This window comes from Lacticaseibacillus kribbianus (assembly GCF_020180945.1).
Classification (GTDB): Bacteria; Bacillota; Bacilli; order Lactobacillales; family Lactobacillaceae; genus Lacticaseibacillus; species Lacticaseibacillus kribbianus.
Map to the genome: position 1 here is coordinate 1,304,833 of NZ_JAIPUL010000001.1, position 16,016 is coordinate 1,320,848.

At 63.5% G+C, this 16,016-nt stretch carries 15 protein-coding genes; 2 read left to right on the forward strand and 13 right to left on the reverse strand.

Features of this window, described 5'->3' with window-relative positions:
- Positions 1 to 68: 68 nt before the first annotated feature.
- From LE416_RS06280 to LE416_RS06330, 11 genes are all read right to left on the reverse strand, one after another.
- Entirely contained in the window at positions 69 to 713 is a 645-nt protein-coding gene (locus LE416_RS06280) for a response regulator (RefSeq protein ID WP_225047611.1), read from the reverse strand.
- Entirely contained in the window at positions 706 to 1,770 is a 1,065-nt protein-coding gene (locus tag LE416_RS06285; protein WP_225047612.1) for a sensor histidine kinase, read from the reverse strand. Before LE416_RS06285 ends, LE416_RS06280 begins: the two co-directional genes overlap by 8 nt.
- On the reverse strand, positions 1,767 to 2,480 hold the full coding sequence (liaF, locus tag LE416_RS06290) for a cell wall-active antibiotics response protein LiaF (RefSeq protein WP_225047613.1): 714 nt from the start codon (positions 2,478 to 2,480) through the stop codon (positions 1,767 to 1,769). Before liaF ends, LE416_RS06285 begins: the two co-directional genes overlap by 4 nt.
- A 124-nt stretch (positions 2,481 to 2,604) precedes the next feature.
- On the reverse strand, positions 2,605 to 3,081 hold the full coding sequence (gene greA / locus LE416_RS06295; RefSeq protein WP_225047614.1) for a transcription elongation factor GreA: 477 nt from the start codon (positions 3,079 to 3,081) through the stop codon (positions 2,605 to 2,607).
- 392 nt (positions 3,082 to 3,473) lie between these two features.
- Positions 3,474 to 4,112, reverse strand: a complete 639-nt coding sequence (gene udk / locus LE416_RS06300) for a uridine kinase (RefSeq protein WP_225047615.1) — start codon at positions 4,110 to 4,112, stop codon at positions 3,474 to 3,476.
- A 26-nt stretch (positions 4,113 to 4,138) separates the two neighbouring features.
- A complete protein-coding gene (gene mltG, locus LE416_RS06305; protein ID WP_225047616.1) occupies positions 4,139 to 5,284 on the reverse strand; it encodes an endolytic transglycosylase MltG in 1,146 nt (381 codons plus the stop codon).
- Between the two features lie 335 nt (positions 5,285 to 5,619).
- Entirely contained in the window at positions 5,620 to 8,034 is a 2,415-nt protein-coding gene (gene pheT / locus LE416_RS06310) for a phenylalanine--tRNA ligase subunit beta (protein WP_225047617.1), read from the reverse strand.
- Between the two features lie 3 nt (positions 8,035 to 8,037).
- Positions 8,038 to 9,084 (reverse strand): phenylalanine--tRNA ligase subunit alpha, encoded by a 1,047-nt coding sequence (pheS, locus tag LE416_RS06315; protein WP_225047618.1) that lies wholly within the window; start codon positions 9,082 to 9,084, stop codon positions 8,038 to 8,040.
- Between the two features lie 386 nt (positions 9,085 to 9,470).
- The gene (locus tag LE416_RS06320) at positions 9,471 to 9,830 is read right to left on the reverse strand and encodes a winged helix-turn-helix transcriptional regulator (protein ID WP_225047619.1); all 360 of its coding nucleotides are present in this window, start codon (positions 9,828 to 9,830) and stop codon (positions 9,471 to 9,473) included.
- Positions 9,831 to 10,528: 698 nt separating this feature from the next.
- A complete protein-coding gene (locus LE416_RS06325) occupies positions 10,529 to 11,020 on the reverse strand; it encodes an HD domain-containing protein (protein ID WP_225047620.1) in 492 nt (163 codons plus the stop codon).
- Between the two features lie 92 nt (positions 11,021 to 11,112).
- On the reverse strand, positions 11,113 to 11,871 hold the full coding sequence (locus LE416_RS06330) for a TrmH family RNA methyltransferase (protein ID WP_225047621.1): 759 nt from the start codon (positions 11,869 to 11,871) through the stop codon (positions 11,113 to 11,115).
- Between the two features lie 76 nt (positions 11,872 to 11,947).
- Between LE416_RS06330 and LE416_RS06335 the strand changes: the two genes are divergently transcribed.
- Together LE416_RS06335 and yidC are read left to right on the forward strand one after the other, a co-directional pair.
- Positions 11,948 to 12,226, forward strand: coding sequence for an acylphosphatase (locus tag LE416_RS06335; RefSeq protein WP_225047622.1), 279 nt, complete (start codon positions 11,948 to 11,950; stop codon positions 12,224 to 12,226).
- Positions 12,227 to 12,318: 92 nt separating this feature from the next.
- The gene (gene yidC, locus LE416_RS06340; protein WP_225047623.1) at positions 12,319 to 13,275 is read left to right on the forward strand and encodes a membrane protein insertase YidC; all 957 of its coding nucleotides are present in this window, start codon (positions 12,319 to 12,321) and stop codon (positions 13,273 to 13,275) included.
- Positions 13,276 to 13,369: 94 nt separating this feature from the next.
- Here yidC and LE416_RS06345 read toward each other — a convergent pair whose 3' ends face one another.
- Together LE416_RS06345 and purB are read right to left on the reverse strand one after the other, a co-directional pair.
- Positions 13,370 to 14,164, reverse strand: a complete 795-nt coding sequence (locus tag LE416_RS06345) for a Cof-type HAD-IIB family hydrolase (RefSeq protein ID WP_225047624.1) — start codon at positions 14,162 to 14,164, stop codon at positions 13,370 to 13,372.
- Between the two features lie 543 nt (positions 14,165 to 14,707).
- Complete coding sequence (purB, locus tag LE416_RS06350; protein WP_225047625.1) at positions 14,708 to 16,006, reverse strand: adenylosuccinate lyase; 1,299 nt, start codon at positions 16,004 to 16,006, stop codon at positions 14,708 to 14,710.
- Positions 16,007 to 16,016: the final 10 nt, after the last annotated feature.

The window sequence follows — 16,016 nt, forward strand, 5'->3', positions numbered from 1 at the left end:
CGCACGCGTTCCGCCGCGCCGGCCCGGAGCCGGAGGCCGTGACCCGGCCCCGAGCCGGAGCCCGGGCCTCAGTCCGCGTCCTTCTTGACCAGGCCGTGCTGGAAGGCGTAGATGGCCGCCTGGGTGCGGTCTTCGACCTCAAGCTTAGCCAGGATGTTGGAGACGTGGGTCTTGACCGTCTTGAGCGTGATGAACAGCTCCGTGGCGATCTCCTGGTTGCTCTTGCCCTTGGCGATCAGCATCAGCACCTCGCGCTCGCGGTTGGTCAGGTCGTCGTACAGCTCCGGCTTAGCCTTTTGGGTCAGGCGGTTCATCATCTTGGTGGTGACCTGCGGCTCGAGCACAGACTCGCCCTGGGCCGTCTGGCGAATCGCGTTGGCGATCTCCTCGGCGGTCGCGGTCTTCAGGATGTAGCTGGCCGCGCCGGCCTCGATGGCGGGGTAGACCTTCTCGTCGTCGATGAAGCTGGTCAGGATGATGATGCGGGCCTCGGGCCAGGCGGCGAGGATCTTCTGGGTGGCCTCGATGCCGTCCATGTTCGGCATCACGAGGTCCATCAGGATCACGTCCGGGCGCAGGTCGAGGGCCATGTCGAGGCCCTCCTTGCCGTCCGTCGCCTCCCCGATCACCTCGAGGTCGGGCAAAACGCCCAGGTAGGTGGAGATGCCCAGGCGAACCATTTCGTGGTCGTCTACGATCAATACTTTAATCATGCGCTACTTCCTTTGATAGTGGAACCCGGATCTCGACGCTTGTGCCCTGCTTGGGAAACGAGATCACCTTGGCCGCGCCGCCAATGCTTGCGGCGCGCTCGGTGATGTTGGACAGGCCGTAGCTCCCGGTCGTGTTTTCGGTTTTCGGATCGAAGCCCACCCCGTCGTCGACGACGCGCAGAATCACGTTCGTGTCGATGCGGCGCAGGTAGACCTCGAGGTGCTGGGCCTTGGCGTGGCGCAGCGTGTTGCTCAGCAGTTCCTGGACGATGCGAAACAGGTTGTCCTCGACCGCCGCGGACAGGTGAACATCCGCCAGCTCCCAGGTGATCTGAATCTTGATCTTGGTCTGCAGCTCCTTGAGCAAGGCGATGATGCCCTCGCGCAGGGACTTGCCCTCAAGCGTGGTCGGCCGCAGGTGGAGCAAAAGCGCCCGCATCTCGGCCTGGGCCTCGTTGATCACGGTTTCGATGGTCGTGATCTGCCGCAGCTCCGGAGCCTCCGGACGCGTCTGGGTGACCACCGAGCGCAGCGCCGACAGCATCATCATCGCCGCGAACAGCTGCTGAGACACCGAGTCGTGCAGCTCGCGCGCCAGGCGGTGGCGCTCGCCGGTCAGAATCTCCTCCTTGGTCTCGCCGCCCACCATCACCGGGGCGCTGGAGTAGCGCTCGATCTCGTGCTGCAGGCGGATCATTTTCTGCCGGAGGGTCTCCAGCTGCGTCGCCACGTCGGCGCCCAGCGCCGCGTTCGCCTGGCCGGTGCGGGCCAGGACCGGCGCCTCGTACTGGCCGGCCGCAAGCTGCGTCAGCCGGCGGGAGAGCTGGTTGTGCTGGTAGCGCACGATGCCGTAAGTGGACAGGCTGACGACCAGCGCGACCAGCACCGCGCCGGAGATCAGGTAGGCCAAAAGCGGCCCGGCGAACACCGACGTCATCAGCAGGTCGAGGTAGCCGCGCTTGAGCCGCACCGCCACCATGTACACCAGGCCGAACTCGAGCGCCCCGGTGAGCACCAAGGTGACCAGGAACTGCCACCATAAACGGTTACGCTTCATACGGATAGCACCTCCAAGTCGCCGACCAGCACGTTGGTGATGATGTGCACGCGGCGCGCCGCGGTGTCGTAGTCCTGGCTGTAATGCTTCACGCACTCATTATGAAGCGAAAGCTCGACGCCATCAAGGGTCAAGTCGCCCATCACCGCGCTGTGGTCGACCAGGATGCCGACGCCGACCGGCACCAGCACGCGGGTCTTGCCGAACCCCTTGCGAATCACGATGGTGCTGTCGCCCTGAGGCAAAAGCGTGTTGCCGAGGTCAACGATGGTGTCGCCGGCCGCCAGGGTCAGGTTGATGTCATCCCACTCGTAGACGTTTTGGCCAATCGTCTCATCCCCGAACCACGGGTGACGCCTGCGCGTGCCGCCCTTGAGCGTGGACTCGGTGGCGCGCACCGCGACGTACTGCTTCTTGGCCCACGGCACGATGCGGTCGTGCTGCTTGCCGGAAAAAACGCTGAGTAGCCCGATCAGCCCGATGAAGAGGATCACCCACACGGTGGGGTTGGAGAACACCGCCACGACAATCAGGACCGCGCCGAGCGTCAGCCAGAAGGTGCGCCAGAAGTGGCCCTTGAGCCCCAGCACCAGGGCCAGGCTGCCGACCAGAAGCGGCGTCAAAGACGACGGGTTGGTCACCGTCTGAAAGCCCAGCAGAATTAACAGGCCGCACTCAATCAGCCAGAATAGTTGCCATCGCCTATGCATGATTACCTCCTCCCCCACGGTTGCGCGGGGCTTATGGCCCCATTATATCAAGCCAAGTGCCCCGCGCCGTCCGGCCTAAGACCGAAAAAGGCCCCGGCAAGCCGGAGTCCTTCGGTCGGTGCGGTTAGCCCTGCACCTTGGTGATCTTGACGGTCATGTCGCCGCCCGGGGTCTGGATGGAGACCACGTCGCCGACCTTGTGCCCGATCAGGCCCTCTGCGATCGGGCTTTCGTTGGAGATTTTGCCGTTGAAGGCGTCCGCCTCAGCGGCCCCGACGATCTCGTAGGTCTCCTCTTCGTCGTCGCCGTCCTCAACGAAGCTGACGGACTTGCCCAAGGACACCTCGTCTGCCGCCACCGCGTTGGCGTCGATGATCTGCGCGTAACGCAGCATGTTCTCGACGGTCACGATGCGGGTCTCAAGCGTGGACTGCTCGTCTTTGGCCGCCTCGTACTCCGAGTTTTCGGACAGGTCGCCGAAGCCGCGGGCCACCTTGATGCGGTTGATGACCTCGGGCCGCTTGACGGTCTTCAGGGTCTCTAATTCCTCTTGCAACTTCGCCTTGCCGGCTTCGGTCATTGGATAGACTTTATCTGCCATAGTATTTTCCTCAATTCTTCTTCTTATCAAATAGCAATGTACAACCTGGCGCCCGGCCTTGTCAACAATCAGCCGTCGCCTTCTCTTGTCCCCACCGGGCAAAAGCACCCTCGCCTGGGCAAAGTCGAGACGAATCCAAAACCGCCTGATGAATCAGCGGAGACTTCGCAAGCGGTGAGATGACGCAGGCACGAACGGGCCGCGACTGGAGGCGGAGGGCTAGGGCGAGCCAGCGTGAAATTGCAGTTAGGCGGCCGGTTTTGCCGGCTCACTGCAAGGGCGGGTCGCAAGACCGCACTTCGGGCTTGCGGGAGCCCAACGCGTTCCGCCGCCCTAGCCCGCAGCCGGAAGTAGCAGCCCGTTCGTGCCGGAGCCCGGGGTTGCGACCGGTTTTAGTCCACCAACCCGCGCGCGTCCAGGATCGCCTTGATCTTGGTCACCAGCAGGTCAATGGCGACCGAATTGCTGCCGCCCTCCGGCACGATGATGTCGGCGTAGCGCTTGGTCGGCTCGATGAACTGGTGGTAGGACGGCTTGACCGTCCGCAGGTACTGGCCGATGATGTCGTCCAGGTCGCGGCCGCGCTCCTTCATGTCGCGCCGGATGCGGCGGATGATGCGGATGTCGTCGTCGGTGTCCACGTAGACCTTGATGTCCATCAGGTTGCGGAGCTCCTCGTCGGCGAGGATCAGGATGCCCTCGACGATGATCACGTCCTTGGGCTCGACGTGCACGACCTGGTCCGAGCGGTTGTGGTTGGCGTAGTCGTACACCGGCTTGTCCACGGCGTGCCCGGCGATCAGCTCGCGCAGCTGCTGGTGCAAAAGCGGCGTGTCGAAGGCCAGCGGGTGGTCGTAGTTGATCTTGCGCCGCTTTTCGAACGGCAGGTCCGAGTGCTTGTAGTAGGAATCCTGCTCAAGCAAAAGCAGGGAGTGGCCGGAAAAGTGGTCGAAGATGGCCCGCGACACACTGGTCTTGCCGCTGGCGGAGCCGCCGGTCACGCCGATCACGATGGGTTTTTGAACTGTCAAAAAGCTGCCTCCAAATCAGATCAGCGTCACTTGGCGCTGTTGTTATCGTCCGCGAACTTCGCGAGGTTGATGTTTTGCTCGGCCAAGGTCCGGGCGTAGAGGATCTCGCCGGTCTTCAGGTTGGCCACGAAGTACAGGTAGTTGGACGCGCGGTCGGTCGGCGACAACACCGCACGGATGGCGGCCTCCGACGGCTGGTTGAACGGTCCGGGACCGTAGCCCGTGTGCTTGTACAGGTTGTACGGGGAGTCGACGCTGGTGTCCTTGTTCGTCAGCACCGTCTTGTACGTGTTCAGCGCGTAGGTGACGGAGACGTCGGACTGCAGCGGCATCTTGAGCGCCAGGCGGTTGAGGAACACGCCGGCGATCTTGCGCCGCGCCGCGTCGTTGGACCCTTCACGCTCCAGCAGGCTGGCCAGGGTCATGACCTCCTGGACGGAGTAGCCCTTCTCCTTGATGGTGGCGAAGTACGGCTTCATCACCTCATCGGTCTTGGCCACCATCTGCGTGACCAGGGTCGCCATCGTGGTCTTGGACCCGACGTCGTAGGTCGCCGGGAACAGGTAGCCCTCCAGCCGGTAGCGCACGCCCTCGGCGGTCTGCGCGCTCTTGAGCAGCTGCGGGTACTTCTTGACCAGCGAGTTGAAGAACGCGTCGTCCTTCAGCGTGGTCAAAAACGCCGCCTTGGTCATGCTCGGGTTCTTTTTGGCCAGCTTGGCGATCTGATCGCCCACCGCCTCGGCGCGCACCCCTTCGGCGACCAGCACCTTGCCGACGGTGACGTCGGAATCGGCGCCGCCACGCAGGCTGGTCAGAATGTCATCGAAGGTGTCCGCCTTGGTGAACTGGTAGGGGCCAGCCTGGAAGCTCGGCACGTTGTGGAACTTCACGTAGAACTTGAAAATCAGGGCGCTTTGAATCACGCCCTTCTTGGCGAGCAGTTCCCCGATGTCCCCGGTGCTAGCACCGACGGGCACCGTCACGGCAATCTTGGTGTGATCCGTCTCATCCAGTGGCTGCAGGGCGCGGCGCACGTACAGCGCCGCCATCAGCCCCACAATCACGGTCAGTGTGGCCACGACGCCCACCACCCAGCCGACAATGTGCTGTGATGCGCGCGCCACCTGCTGGTCGCGGGTCCTTTGCTGGTTATCTTTCGGCGAGTTATCCAACTGTCGCCCTCCTCAAAAATTGACTGCGACCAAGTGATCGCAGTCAGTATCGTCGCGGCCGCCGCCGCGCCATCAGGAACCATTGTACCCGCTACGCCGCCCGGCGGCAATTCAACTTGCCAATCCAAACGCTTACTTAAGGAAAATCGCCTGCACTGCTGGTAACGGCCGCGGCACCGGGTCCGGGCAAGGCGGCCTGTGCGGCCCTCTCGAATCAGCCGACGCGGGACGCAAGCCGAATACCGAATGCCGACTTGCTGTGTATGGCGGTGGCCGCGCCGGAGCCGGTGCCGCACCTCTAAAAAAACCTGCCGCGCAGGGCGGCAGGATGGTACCTAGCGGATCTGGGCGCCGAGCTGGGACTCGAGCACCGCCTGGACCTTGGCGAACGCCGCGCTGACGGTGTCCTCGGTCAAGGTGGCGTCGTCACGCCGGTAGGTCAGCGTGTAGGCCAGGCTCTTTTGGCCGTCACCGACCTTGTCGCCGATGTACTGGTCGAACAGGCGGATGTCCTGCAGGTACTTGCCACCGGCCTCCTGGATCTTGGCCTCGATCTCGGCGTTGGTCACGCTGGTTGCGACCTGAACCGCGATGTCGCGGGTCATCTCCGGGTACTTCGGCGCCGGGACGGCCTGCATCTGGCTGCGGTCGGCGGCCATCAGCGCGTCTAGGTTGAGCTCGTACACGAAGGTCTGCGGCAGGCTGTTGTCGGCCTCGAACTGCGGGTGCAGGCGACCGATCAGCCCGATCTGTTCGTCTCCGAGCAGAATTGCGGCGCTTTGGCCCGGGTGCAGCTCCGGCAGGTCGGTGAGGGCCTCGAAGCGCGGGTGCGCCTCAAGCCGGTAGTCGGCCAAAAGTGCCTCGACCAGACCCTTGACGTAGTAGAAGTCCACCGTCTGGGCGGCCTGGTGCCAGCCCTTGGCGATCACGTTGCCGCTCAAGGCGCCGGCGATGTACTCGTGCTCGGCCGGGCGGGTGTGGCCCGCGCTGCGCAGGAACACGCGGCCCTGCTCGTAAAGGGCGAGGTCGGTCTGCTTGCGCGCGACGTTGTAGGCCACGGCGTCGACCAGCCCGGAGACCAGGTTGCGGCGCAGCGCCGCGTGGTCCTCGGTCATCGGCAGCGCGACGTGGGTCTCGTCGCCTTTTTCAATCATGAAGCGACCGGCCTTGTCCGTGCTGGTCAGGCTGTAAGAAATCACCTGGGTCAGCCCCAGCCCCTCGAGCAGCTTGCGGCTGCGGCGCAGGCGCGCCTGCTTGGGCGTGAACTCGCCGATGGTCATGGTCGTGGTCGGCAGCGTGCTCGGCAGGTTGTCGTAGCCGTAGATGCGCGCGACCTCCTCGATCAGGTCGGCCTCGATGGCGATGTCCCAGCGGCGGGTCGGCACGGAGACGGCGAACAGCCCGTCCGCCTCGGTGACGCCGAAGCCCAACCGCTTGAAAATGGCGGTGACGGTGTCGGCGTCAAGCGCCGTGCCCAGCACGTGGTTGATGCGCGACAGCGAGATGTCGACCACGGCCGGCTCGGCCGGGATGCTGGTGGCGGCCAGCGTCCCCTTGGCAACGGTGCCCTCTCCCAGCTCCGCCATCAGCCGTGCAGCCTCGTCCAGCGCCTGGTTGATGGCGCCGACGTCGATGCCTTTTTCAAAGCGGGCCGAGGCCTGGGAGCGCAGGTTGTGGCGCAGCGCGGTGCGGCGCACCGGCGTCGGCGCGAACTTGGCCGCCTCGATCACGACGGTCGTGGTGGTCGGCGTGATCTCGGAGTCAAAGCCCCCCATCACCCCGGCCAGTGCGATCGGCTTGGTGCCGTCGGTAATCACGATGTCCTCGGGATCGAGCTCGTGGTCGTTGCCGTCCAGCGTCTTGAGCTGCTCGCCGGCCGCGGCGCGGCGCACGAGGATCTCGCGGCTGGTCAGCGCCGCGTAGTTGAACGCGTGCAGCGGCTGGCCGTACGTCAGCATGATCAGGTTGGTGATGTCCACGATGTTGTTGATCGGCCGCACGCCGGCGTTCCACAGGCGGCGCTGCAGCCACAGCGGCGAGTCCTTGACGGTGACGCCGTCGACCACGCGCATCTGGTAGCTCGGCGCGTCCTCGGCGTCCGCCACCGCGACCTTCAGGTAGTCGGTGACCGGCTTGCCGGATTCTTCCACCGGCAGGTCGGTGAAGTGCGGCGTGGTGTTGTAGGTCGCGCCGACCTCCCAGGCCACCCCGCGCATGCCCAGGGCATCCGCGCGGTTGGGCGTGATCTCGAAGTCGAGGATTGCGTCGTGCATGCCGAGCGCCTCAAGGGCGTCGCTGCCCGGGGTCAGCGGCTCGTCGAACACGTAGATGCCCGCGTCGAAGGACTTGGGTGCGACGGAATCGCTGAAGCCGAGTTCCTGCAGGGCGCAGATCATGCCGAGGCTTTCGACCCCGCGCATCTTGCCCTTCTTGATTTTCTCGTTGCCGCCGATGCGCGCACCCGGCAGCGCCACGATCACGGTCTGGCCGACCGCGATGTTCGGCGCGCCGCAGACAATCTGGCGCAGCTCCGGTTCGCCGACGTCGACCTGCGCGATGTGCAGGTGGTCGGAATCCGGGTGATCGGCGAGCTCGACGACCTTGCCGACCACCACTTTTTTCATCTTCTGGTCGTCCGGGTACGTGACCGAGTCGACCTCAATGCCGGTGCGGGAAACCTTGTCGAGCAGCTCCTCCGGCGTGGCCGGCACGTCCACCAGTTCTTTGAGCCAAGCGTATGAGACATCCATGAATTAACCCTCCTGTTGGAACTGGGACAAGAAGCGCAGGTCGCCCTGGTAGAAGCTTCTGATGTCGTCGATTCCGTACTTGAGCATCGCGAAGCGGTCCGGGCCGAGCCCGAACGCGAACCCACCGTACACGTCGGCGTCAACCCCGGCGGCGTTCAGCACGTTCGGGTGCACCATGCCGGCGCCCAGCACCTCGATCCAGCCCGAGTACTTGCAGATCGGGCAGCCCGCGCCGTTGCAGCGGAAGCAGGACACGTCGACCTCGACGGACGGCTCGGTGAACGGGAAAAAGCTCGGGCGCAGGCGAATCTGCCGGTCGGCGCCGAACACGTGCTGCGCAAGTGCGAGCAGCGTCCCCTTCAGGTCGGCCATCGTGATGTGCTTGTCGATCACCAGGCCCTCGATCTGGTGGAACTGGTGGCTGTGGGTCGCATCGTCGTCATCGCGGCGGTACACGCGACCCGGGCTGATCATCTTGAGTGGGCCCTTCTTGAAGTCGTGGATCTCCATCGTCCGCGCCTGAACCGGACTGGTCTGCGAGCGCATCAGAAGCTGAGAGTCGATGTAAAACGTGTCCTGCATGTCGCGGGCCGGGTGGTCCTTTGGGATGTTCAGCATCTCGAAGTTGTAGTGGTCCTCCTCAACCTCGGGGCCGTCGACGACCTGGTAGCCCTGGCCGATGAAGAAGTCCTCGACGTCGTCCATGATCTGCGCCAGGATGTGCGGGGTGCCCTGCACCACCGCGTCGCCGGGCAGCGTGACGTCCAGCGTCTCGGCCGCCAGCTTCTCCTGAATCGCGGCGTTTTCCAGCACCTGCTTGCGCGCCGCGATGGCGTCTTGCAGGTCGGCCTTGATCTTGTTGGCGAAGGCGCCGACCTTGGGACGTTCCTCCTGGCTCAGGTCCTTCATCCCGCGCAGCACCTCGGTGATCGGGCCCTTTTTGCCCAGCAGGCTGACGCGAATCTGGTTCAGCTTCTCGAGGTCGTGGGTCTCCCCAATCTGCTGGTGATTCTCTTCGAACAGTTGCTCTAACTTGGTCTTAAGATCCATCGTGATCTTCCTTTCGTAACTCTTGACGACGCGGCGCGGCGCACAAAAAAGACGCCCCACCCCAAAAAGGGACGAAGCGTCGCGGTACCACCCTTGTTCACGAAATAATCGTGCAACTCAACAGCATAACGGCAGGACCGGAGCTTTCTTGGCCGCAGCCTCCAAAGTCTACTCTGAAAGTGAAAACAGGTTCTTGGCCTTGAGGCACCTTCCAGTCATGAGTGCCATTCCCTGCAAAGGCCGCCAACCCGAGCTTTCGTCATCGTATTTGTCTGATTAAGATGGGTTCAGTGTAGCACGTTTGGCCACGGGGGACAAGGGCACCCAGAGCGGAGAAGCGCGGGCTTAGCCGGACGAATCACCCAGCCACGCCCGTCACCGTCTTGCTATTCGCACTCGGCGTCGGACAGCCAGTCATCGCCCCAGGTGTGAGCAGCGGCCATCACCGGGCCAAGCGCCGCCCCTTTACCGGTCAGTGTGTACTCGATCAAAGCGGAGTTCGTGTGCGTCACACGGTCGACCAGCCCCTCGCCTTCGAGCTCCTTGAGCCGTTCAACCAGGACGCGGTCGGAGCACTTGGTGATGGCGCCGGCGATGTCTTTGAAGCGCGACGGGCCGTGATTCAAAAGCACCTCAAGAATCATCCCGTTCCACTTCTTGCCCAAGATTGCGAAGGTCTTGGTAAACTTCGGACAAAGGGTCAGTTTGTCACACTCACTCGTTGTCGTCGTCAAGCTCTCAGCCATATTCTTTCACCTCATGATATTTGCACTTACAATTAGATAGTATCAGTATAGCGCACTTGGCGAAGATTACAAGGGGGGAATCTCTGACGCCCCGAGAAGCTAACCAAAATGACCTCGCAAAACGCGAAACCCCGGCCCGAATCGTTGCCTGTACGAATCCGAAACCGCAGCCTCGACCTCACCCGTTATCTGATGCGCTGAACTACACGAGGCACCGGCGTCAGCGCAGTTTCGGCCTACGACTTGGGTCGCCGTGCGGACAAGCCGCAGGTTGCGTCACCCGCTAGGTAGGGCGTAGGCCCGGCCGGCAGGCTGCTGGAGGCTTCGGTTCGGGGCGAGCCAGCGTGAAATTGCTGTTAATCGGCGATCTTTGCCGATTTACAGCAAGGGCGGGTCTTGAGACCGCACTTCGGGCTCAAGAGAGCCCCACGCGTTCCGCCGCCCCGAACCGAAGCAGGAAGCATCCTGCCTGCCGGGCCGGAGCCCGGGCATCATCGAGCTCCGCAGCCCGCTAAATGCGCCTTGCTTCGCTCTGGCCTCGTCGAGCTGCGAAGCGCAACGCGAGAGCACATAGCTACGCCACAGCACTCGGGGCCAAGTACGCCCCGAACGCTGCGGCTAGGCTATGTGTCTCGCTAAGTACGCGCTTCTCCGCTCTGGGACGCAAAAAGGGCCACGCTAGGCGTGGCCCCCGACGATCAGTTCAGGCTGTAACGGAAGGGATGACGGACCTTCTTCAGCCACGGGACTAAGACTTCGTCGACCGCAGCGTAATCATCGACCAAGGAGACCACGAAACTTTCGCGGTACTTCGGCAAGCCCAGTGTGGCACCCCACATGTGCTTGATGATAATATCCTTCTCCATCGGTGTCAGGTCAGTGAGCTTCTCCGCATTGCGCAGGGCAATGCGTGGATGAATGTAGGCGTGTGTGCCTAGATCAAACTTCGTCGTCCGCCAGTCGTAGTAGAACAGATCGTGAAGTAGCCCCGCACGCGCGAGCGCGCGGACATTCAGGTGCCATTTCTTACCAAGCAGGTAGCTTTGGTAAGAGACGCTGATGCAGTGTTCCAACCGGTTGGAGTAGTGGTGCTGGGTGTAATCGGCCAGCTTTTGCACCGCCGGCTGATCCAGAAGATCCTGGACCAGCGCCATGTACTCGGCGTCGGATGTCCAAGCCTTGTGTGACATCGATTGCAAGTCCCCTTCTTGTGCCTGTCGTTCAACACACCCTAAGTATAACAGGTTGCGCGAATGGAAGGCACGAGAAAGGCAATTCTTAATCAGGCTGTAAGGTGAAAAAGCACCACCGCCGCGGCAATCGCGACGTTGAGCGATTCCGCGCGGCCCTTGATCGGAATGTAGAGGTTGGCGTCGGTCTGGGCCAAAACGGCGGGGCTCATGCCGTTGCCTTCGTTGCCGACCACCAGCGCGAACTGCGCGGCCGGTGCGACGTCGCGGTAGCCCTCGGCGTCCTTGTTCAGTTCGGTACCGTACACCGGAATCGCAGCGGCCTGCAGCTGCGGGATCACGTCAAGCAGCGGCGCGGTCACGATGTTGACGTGGAACTGGCTGCCCTGCATCGCGCGCAGGACCTTGGGGTTGAAGGCGTCGGCGGTGCCGTTGCCAAAGACCACGGTGGCCACTCCGGCGGCGTCCGCGGTGCGGACCAGCGTCCCGACGTTGCCCGGGTCCTGGATGCCGTCCAGCAGCAGATACTGGCCCGACACCGGCTCGTCCAGCTTGCCCGGCACGCGCGGCAGCACGGCGAAGATGCCCTGCGGCGTCGGCGTCTCGCTCAGGTGCTTGGCCACGTCGTCCGAGATCTGCGTGGTGATGTCGTAGAACGGCTTGAGCAGCCGCTCGTTCAGGTATTTTTCCGTCGCGTAGATGCGCTTGGGCGTGATGCCGGCCTCAAGCGCCTCCTCCACCAGGTGCCAGCCCTCCAGCAGGTAGGCCTGGCCCTCCTTTTGGTACTTCTTGGTGGTCAGCTTCTTCGCGTTTTTGATGTGCTCGTTCTTAGCAGATTGAATGTATTCCATGTCGCACCTCCGGCCTTCAGTCTAACATAGCGCGCCGGCAATTATGCTAAAATAGAATAATAATGGAGGGATGGTCATGACTATGATTGCAAAGCGAATGCGCGTCGGCGGCCGCGTGCAGGGCGTCGGGTTCCGCTGGATGACCCTGATGGTGGCCCAGCAGCTGCACATCGTCGGCAAGGCGGAGAACTTGGACGACGGCACGGTGCTGATCGAGGCCGTGGGCCCAGAAGACGCGATGGCCAAGTTCACCGCGGCGGTCAAGGCAAGCCCCAGTCCCAGCGGCCGCGTCACCGAGTACCACGAGGAGCTTTTGGACCCGATTCCGGCTTACAGCCGCTTTTCGGTGCGCTGAAGTGACACGAGGCAAAATCAGCCTCGAGGCGGGTTGCGCCCATGGACCGCTTCAAGTATGATTGTTTGCAGTACATTGAAGGGACAGACAACATGCGTAATTTGAAGAAATGGGCGCTTCTCGGTGGCATGAGCGCCGCCGCCGTGTTTTTGACCGCGTGCCAGCGCACCACCACTCAGCTGAAGCCGCCGACCGGATTCTTCGGCGTTTTCTACAACTGGATCGGTAAGCCGCTGCAGAACCTGATGGAGCTGATTGCCAACCACCTCGGCACCGCCAGCGGCTACGGCATCGCCATCATCATCATCACGGTGGTCGTGCGGCTGATCCTGCTGCCGCTGATGCTGCGCCAGCAGAAGAACATGACGCAGTCGCAGGAAAAGATGAAGGTGCTCAAGCCGCAGATCGACCTGATTCAGGCCGAGATGAAGCGGCCGCACGACCAGGCCGAGACGCTGCGCCTCAACCAGATGATGCAAGACGTCTACCGCAAGAACGGCACCAGCATGATCCCGTCGATGGGCTGCCTCACGCTTTTGATTCAGCTGCCGATTTTCTCCGGCCTGTACCAGGCGGTCGCCTACTCACCCGAGATCTCCTCGAGTAAGTTCTTCGGCATCGCGCTGGGCCAGTCCAGCATGGTGATCACCATCATCGCGACTTTGCTCTACGTCGCGCAGAGCTACATCATGCTCCAGACCTACCCGCCGGAGCAGCGCAAGCAGATGCAGACCACGGCCTTCCTGAGCCCGCTGATGACCTTCTTCTTCTGTATGATGTACAACGCCGGCCTGGGCCTCTACTTCCTTGCCGGTGGGATCATCATCCTGGTCCAGCAGGTCATCGTGACCTACGTGATCACCCCGGCGATTCGCACCCGCATGGACGCCGAGCTCGCCGAGAACCCGCCGGTGATCGTGGTCGACGAGAACACCTTCGCCAAGCCGGAACCGGCGCCGGCCGCAACCGTTGAAACCATCGACGAGAACGGCCGCCCGGAGCGTCCCGCACATGGGCGCAACGCCGGCAAGCAGCGCCACCACCACTAACCACTAGACACAGAAAGGCCCACCGCAAAATGCGGTGGGCCATTTTTGTGTCGCCGTGTCACGGGCCGGTCAATCATTTGCGGGTGTCGACCCCCTACTCGCCCGCGATCAGGCCGAAGTGGGCCAAGGCCTTGGGGATGCCGCCGTGCAGGTAGTCGGCGGTCACGTAATCCGCCGCGGCCAGAACGTTGGGCAGCGCGTTGCCCATCGCCACCGCAACGTCGACCTGGGCGAACATCGGCAGGTCGTTGTTGCCGTCGCCGAACGCGAAGGTTTTCACCCCCGCGAACTCCGGGCGGGCCTGCAGCTGAGCGATGCCCGCGCCCTTGGTCATGCCGTGCGCGACCACGTCCAGCGCGAACGGCCCGTTGCGGTAAAAGGTCAGCTCAGGGAAGGCCGCGGTGAAGGCCGCGACCTGCGCCGCATTGGCCGGCTCATCCGCGATGAACAGCAGACACATGCACACCGGCGCCTTGAGGTAAAAGGCCGGATCGACCGCCGGCTGCGGCTGGTGCATCATCGCGAACTCCTCTTTGGTCGCCGCGGTTGCGCGGTCGAGGACCACCGTGTCCTCATTGAACATCGCGACGGGCAGGTCGGCTTCGGCGGCCGCCTTCAACAGCCGCCGAAGCTGCGGCCGGCCGATCGGCTGCTGACTGACGTGCTCGCCGCGGATGTAAAGGTCGGCGCCGTTCGCGCAGACCAGCGTGTCGATGCCGGTCTGCGCGGATAGGTCCGCCACCTCCCAGTAGTTCTTGCCGGTGCAGAGAATCGGCAGGCAGTCGTTGGCGACCAGCGCGCGAATCGCCGCCAGGTTCTCCGGCGGCACCTGCTTGGCGTCGTTGAGCAGCGTGTAGTCGAGATCGAAAAATACCAGGGCTTGGGTCATGGTTACTCCTTTTGGTCACAGATTCAATGTGCCCATCTTACCCCACCGAGGCGCGGCGGGCAACGTCCGGTCCCCCATAATCACCGACCATGCGTCTTGCTCACACAGGCGCAGACTACCGGTTGTCTGGCTCCTCTCCACCAGCACGGCGCACGACTCCCTAGTAACCCACGATGCTGAAACAACAATGCGCGCGATGTCCGCAGGGCTACCCGGAAGGTCCCCCACCTTGTAGGGCGGAGGGGCGGACGGCGTGGCGCTGGAGGCGAAGGGCCAAGGCGAGCCAGCGTGAGATTGCTGTTAGCAGGCGGTCTTTGCCTGCTTACAGCAAGGGCGGGTCGCAAGACCGGGCTTTGGGCTTGCGGGAGCCCCACGCGTTCCGCCGCCTTGGCCCGGAGCCGGAAGCAGTGGCCCGTCCCCGCCGGAGCCCGGGCCGCCCTGGAATCGTCGAGCTGCGAAGCGCAACGCCGGTACGCCTAGCTAAGTTCGCGCTTCTCCGCTCTGGAATCAAAAACGCCACGCGGTTGCGTGGCGTCGGTGGTGCTAGTCTCCCAGGCCGATGCGGGCGAAGATCTCGTCCACGTGCTTGAGGTGGTAGTGGTAGTCGAAGGCGTCGTCCAGGGCCGCCTGATCGAGCCGGGCGGTGACCGCCGGGTCGGCCTCCAGCAGCTGGCGGAAGTCGCGGTGCTCATCCCAGGCCTGCGCCGTTTTGGGCTGAACCAGGTCGTAGGCGGCCTCGCGGGACAGGCCGGCCTCGATGAGCTTGAGCATCACGCGCTGGCTGTAGATCAGGCCGTGGGTCTTGTTCATGTTGGCGAGCATCGTCTCCGGGAACACGTCGAGGTGCTCGATGATTGACGTGAAGCGGTGCAGGATGTAGTCCAAAAGGCCGGTGGCGTCCGGCAGCATCACGCGCTCGGCGCTTGAGTGCGAGATGTCGCGCTCGTGCCAGAGGTTGACGTCCTCAAGCGCCGGGATGCTGTAGCCGCGGATGATGCGGGCCAGGCCCGAGACGTTCTCGGAGCCGATCGGGTTGCGCTTGTGCGGCATCGCGCTGGAGCCTTTTTGGCCGGGGTTGAAGTGCTCCTCGACCTCGTGGACCTCGGTGCGCTGCATGTGGCGCACCTGGGTGGCGAAGCGCTCGACGGAGGTCGCAATCAGGCCCAGCGTCTGGACGTAGCGCGCGTGCAGGTCGCGCGGCAGGATCTGGGTGGAGATCTCCTGGGCGCGGATGCCGAGGTGCTCGGTCACGTAGGCCTCGACCGCCGGTGGCGTGTTGGCGAAGGTGCCGACCGCCCCGGAGATCTTGCCGGCCTCGACCTCGGATGCGGCCTCATCGAAGCGGGCGATGTTGCGGGTCATCTCGGAGTACCAGGTCGCGACGACCAGCCCGAAGGTGGTCGGCTCGGCGTGGACGCCGTGGGTGCGGCCCATCATCGGCGTGTGCTTGTAGGCCTTGGCCAGCTTGGCCAAAGCGGCCTGAAGCGCCACCAGGTCCTCGCGCAGGATCGCGTCGGCCTGCTTGAGCACGTACCCCTGCGCCGTGTCGACGACGTCGGTTGAGGTCAGCCCGAAGTGGACCCACTTCTTCTCGTCACCCAGGGACTCGGACACCGTGCGGGTGAAGGCCACGACATCGTGCCGGGTCACGGCCTCGATCTCGTGGATGCGGTCAACGGTGAAGCTGGCGTTGGCGCGCAGCTTGGCGACGTCCTCGGCCGGAAGCTCGCCCAGGGTCGACCAGGCCTCCGCCGCGAGAATCTCGACTTCAAGCCAGGCACGGTAGCGGTTCTCTTCGGTCCACACCGCCGCCATCTGCGGGCGGCTGTATCGCTCGATCATGTTCTTCCTC

Coding starts and splice junctions, on each gene's coding strand:
- LE416_RS06285 (WP_225047612.1), bottom strand. CDS start 1,770: ATGAAGCGTAACCGTTTATGGTGGCAGTTCCTGGTCACCTTGGTGCTC.
- LE416_RS06330 (WP_225047621.1), bottom strand. CDS start 11,871: ATGGAATACATTCAATCTGCTAAGAACGAGCACATCAAAAACGCGAAG.
- LE416_RS06345 (WP_225047624.1), bottom strand. CDS start 14,164: ATGACCCAAGCCCTGGTATTTTTCGATCTCGACTACACGCTGCTCAAC.
- yidC (WP_225047623.1), top strand. CDS start 12,319: ATGCGTAATTTGAAGAAATGGGCGCTTCTCGGTGGCATGAGCGCCGCC.
- purB (WP_225047625.1), bottom strand. CDS start 16,006: ATGATCGAGCGATACAGCCGCCCGCAGATGGCGGCGGTGTGGACCGAA.
- LE416_RS06325 (WP_225047620.1), bottom strand. CDS start 11,020: ATGTCACACAAGGCTTGGACATCCGACGCCGAGTACATGGCGCTGGTC.
- LE416_RS06335 (WP_225047622.1), top strand. CDS start 11,948: ATGACTATGATTGCAAAGCGAATGCGCGTCGGCGGCCGCGTGCAGGGC.
- pheS (WP_225047618.1), bottom strand. CDS start 9,084: ATGGATCTTAAGACCAAGTTAGAGCAACTGTTCGAAGAGAATCACCAG.
- pheT (WP_225047617.1), bottom strand. CDS start 8,034: ATGGATGTCTCATACGCTTGGCTCAAAGAACTGGTGGACGTGCCGGCC.
- LE416_RS06320 (WP_225047619.1), bottom strand. CDS start 9,830: ATGGCTGAGAGCTTGACGACGACAACGAGTGAGTGTGACAAACTGACC.
- liaF (WP_225047613.1), bottom strand. CDS start 2,480: ATGCATAGGCGATGGCAACTATTCTGGCTGATTGAGTGCGGCCTGTTA.
- greA (WP_225047614.1), bottom strand. CDS start 3,081: ATGGCAGATAAAGTCTATCCAATGACCGAAGCCGGCAAGGCGAAGTTG.
- LE416_RS06280 (WP_225047611.1), bottom strand. CDS start 713: ATGATTAAAGTATTGATCGTAGACGACCACGAAATGGTTCGCCTGGGC.